The organism is Streptomyces sp. SPB074 (genome assembly GCF_000154905.1).
In the GTDB taxonomy this organism is placed as follows: Bacteria; Actinomycetota; Actinomycetes; order Streptomycetales; family Streptomycetaceae; genus Streptomyces.
In genome coordinates this window covers 1938721-1942239 of record NZ_GG770539.1, presented here as the reverse complement: position 1 = coordinate 1942239, position 3519 = coordinate 1938721, and the positions used below count along the sequence as shown (strand labels likewise).

3 protein-coding genes are annotated in these 3519 nt (G+C 75.3%); 1 reads left to right on the top strand and 2 read right to left on the bottom strand.

The window, feature by feature from the left end:
- On the bottom strand, positions 1-268 hold a 268-nt coding region (locus tag SSBG_RS07750; protein ID WP_037869187.1), incomplete at its 3' end, for a zf-HC2 domain-containing protein.
- Positions 265-834 carry an RNA polymerase sigma factor gene (locus SSBG_RS07745; protein ID WP_008745641.1) on the bottom strand — a complete coding sequence of 190 codons (570 nt, stop codon included), beginning with the start codon at positions 832-834 and terminating at the stop codon, positions 265-267. The genes SSBG_RS07745 and SSBG_RS07750, both read right to left, overlap by 4 nt.
- Positions 835-1056: 222 nt before the next feature.
- On the opposite strand from SSBG_RS07745, the gene lon reads away from it, so the two are divergent.
- Positions 1057-3474, top strand: a complete 2418-nt coding sequence (lon, locus tag SSBG_RS07740; protein ID WP_008745640.1) for an endopeptidase La — start codon at positions 1057-1059, stop codon at positions 3472-3474.
- Positions 3475-3519 lie beyond the last annotated feature (45 nt).

The window sequence follows — 3519 nt, the reverse complement described above, 5'->3', positions numbered from 1 at the left end:
CGCCGGCGCGCGCGGGGGTGGCGGGGTGCGGGACGGACGGTGCAGGGGCGGTCGCCGTCTCGCGCGCCACGGCCGCGAGGAGTCCGGCGCGGACGGCGGCGAGCGCGGGGCCCGCCCCGGTGCGGCGGACCTCGGCGGAGACGAGCGCGGCGCACGAGCCGCACGCCTCGACGTGGGCTTCGAGGGCGCGTGCGGCGGGCCCGGGCAGGGTGCCGCGCGCGTAGTGGGTCGCGTGGGCGGTGGCGAGGTGGCGGGGCGCTGGGTTCACGGGGTGCCTCCCGGGGTGCCGGGCCCTGTGGTGAGGGCGGTGCGCAGGTGGCGGCGGGCGCGCAGGGCGCGGGATTTGACGGTGCCTTCGGGGATGCCGAGGCGGCGGGCGGTCTCGCGGGTGCTCAGCCCCTCGACGACGGTCATCCGCAGCACCTCGCCGAGTTCGGCGGGCAGCTGCCCGAGCGCTTCGCCCGCCTCCCCGTAGGCGAGCCCGGACAGGACCCGGTCCTCGGCCGAGGGGGCGGGCGGCACGGGCTCGGGGAGCGGGCGTGCCGCGCGTTCCTGACGGCGCAGCGCGTCGGCGAGGCGGCGGCCCGCGAGCGTCCACAGCCAGCCGCCGGTCTCGTCGCCCCGGTGGTGCCCGGCGGAGCGCCACACGGTCAGGAAGGTGTCCTGGAGGACCTCGTCCACGAGTTCCCCGTCGCGACAGCGCCGCGTGAGCCGCGCGTGCAGCCAGCCGGCGTGGCGGTCGTAGAGCGCGGCGAGCGCGTCGGCGTCGCCCGCGGCGACGGCGCGCAGCAGCGCGGCGTCCTCACCGGCCCCGGTGGGGCGTTCACGTCTCACACTCCCTCTCTCGCTCGGCGGGGGCCGATCGGTTCACGAGGAGCGGTACGAATGTCGTACGGGCCGGGAACAGGCCGGGCGGCGGGTGCGCTGAGGCAGGGTGAGGGCGTCCCCGCGCCGCTGTTCCGGCTGATCGCTGTGGGCGAACAGGGAAGCGGGAACACCAGCGGCTCCCCAGGCATTGAGTCGGTACAGCTCAACTTGACTGCCGAAGGGGAGATCATGGCTCTGACGCCCGCACCGCTCACCCTGCCCGTGCTGCCGCTCGACGACGAGGTCGTCCTGCCCGGCATGGTCGTGCCGCTCGACCTCTCGGACGGTGAGGTGCGCGCGGCCGTGGAGGCCGCCCAGGCCGCCGCCCGTTCCAGTGGCTCCGCGCCCAAGCCGGAGGTGCTGCTCGTGCCGCGCGTGGACGGGGACTACGCCGCCACCGGCGTGCTCGGCACCGTCGAGCAGGTCGGCAGGCTCGCCGACGGCCACTCGGGCGCCCTGGTCCGGGGCCGGGCCCGCGTCCGCATCGGCGCGGGCACCACGGGACCTGGCGCCGCGCTGTGGGTCGAGGGGACCCGGGTCGCCGAGACCGTGCCCGAGCCGCTGCCCGGCGCGGTGACCGAGCTGGTCACCGAGTACAAGGCCCTCGCGACCGAGTGGCTCAAGAAGCGCGGCGCCTGGCAGGTCGTGGACCGGGTCCAGCAGATCGAGGACGTGGCCGCGCTCGCCGACAACTCCGGGTACTCGCCGTTCCTCACCACCGCCCAGAAGACCGAGCTCCTGGAGACGGCCGACCCCGTCGCCCGCCTCAGGCTCGCCACGCTCCAGCTCCGCGAGCACCTGGCGGAGCAAGAGATCGCCGAGACGATCGCCAAGGACGTCCAGGACGGTGTGGACAAGCAGCAGCGCGAGTTCCTGCTCCGCCGTCAGCTCGAAGCCGTCCGCAAGGAGCTGCGCGAGCTGGGCGGCGAGGACGGCGAGGACGAGAGCGACGACTACCGCGCCCGTGTCGAGGCCGCGGAGCTGCCGGAGAAGGTCCGCGAGGCCGCGCTCAAGGAGGCCGAGAAGCTGGAGCGTGCGAGCGACCAGAGCCCCGAGGGCGCCTGGATACGCACATGGCTCGACACGGTGCTCGGCCTGCCGTGGAACGAGCGCTCCGCGGACGCCTACGACATCCGGGGCGCCCGTGCGGTGCTCGACGCGGAGCACGCGGGCCTGGACGACGTGAAGGACCGCGTCACCGAGTACCTCGCGGTGCGCAAGCGCCGCGCCGACCGGGGTCTCGGAGTCGTGGGCGGCAGGCGCGGTGGCGCGGTGCTCGCGCTCGTCGGGCCTCCCGGGGTCGGCAAGACCTCGCTCGGCGAGAGCGTGGCGCACGCGATGGGCCGTTCCTTCGTCCGCGTCGCGCTCGGCGGCGTACGCGACGAGGCCGAGATCAGGGGGCACCGGCGCACGTACGTGGGCGCCCAGGCGGGGCGGATCGTGCGCGCCATCAAGGAGGCCGGGTCGATGAACCCGGTGGTCCTGCTCGACGAGATCGACAAGGTCGGCTCCGACTTCCGGGGCGACCCGGCCGCGGCCCTCCTCGAAGTCCTCGACCCCGCGCAGAACCACACCTTCCGCGACCACTACCTGGAGGTCGAGCTCGACCTCAGCGACGTCGTCTTCCTCGCCACCGCGAACGTCCTGGAGTCCATCCCCGAGGCCCTGCTCGACCGCATGGAGCTGGTCCGGCTCGACGGCTACACCGAGGACGAGAAGGTCGTCATCGCCCGCGACCACCTGCTGCCCAGGCAGCGCGAGCGGGCCGGGCTCACCGAGGACGAACTGACCGTGGACGAGAGCGCGCTGCGCAAGCTCGCGGGCGAGTACACGCGCGAGGCGGGCGTACGGAACCTGGAGCGCTCCCTCGCGCGGCTGCTGCGCAAGCTCGCGGCCCAGCACGAGCTGGGCGAGCGGGAGCTGCCCTTCACGGTGACGGAGGCGGAGCTGCGCCCGCTGCTCGGGCGCCCCCACCACGTGCCGGAGTCCGCGCAGGACCCGGCCGAGCGGCGCACGGCGGTCCCCGGCGTCGCGACCGGGCTCGCGGTCACGGGCGCGGGCGGTGACGTGCTCTACGTCGAAGCCTCGCTCGCCGACCCGGAGACGGGCGGCGCGGGGCTGACCCTGACCGGTCAGCTCGGCGACGTCATGAAGGAGTCGGCGCGCATCGCGCTCTCCTTCCTGCGCTCGCACGGCGCGGAGCTGGAGCTGCCGGTGGGCGACCTCAAGGACCGGGGCGTGCACATCCACTTCCCGGCCGGGGCGGTCCCGAAGGACGGGCCGAGCGCGGGCATCACGATGACGACGGCGCTGGCCTCGCTGCTGAGCGGGCGCCAGGTGCGGCCCGAGGTCGCGATGACGGGCGAGGTCTCGCTCACCGGGCGGGTCCTGCCGATCGGCGGCCTCAAGCAGAAGCTGCTCGCGGCCCAGCGCGCCGGGATCACGACCGTCGTGATCCCCAAGCGCAACGAGCCGGACCTGGACGACGTCCCCGCCGAGATCCTCGCCTCGCTCGACGTCCACCCGGTCACGGACGTCCGCCAGGTCCTGGAGCTGGCCCTCGCCCCGGCGGGCGCGGGGGAGCGGGAGGAGGCGCTCGCGGCCTGACGGGCCGCACGGGCGCTGCCCCGCCCGTGTCCTGACGGCCCGGTG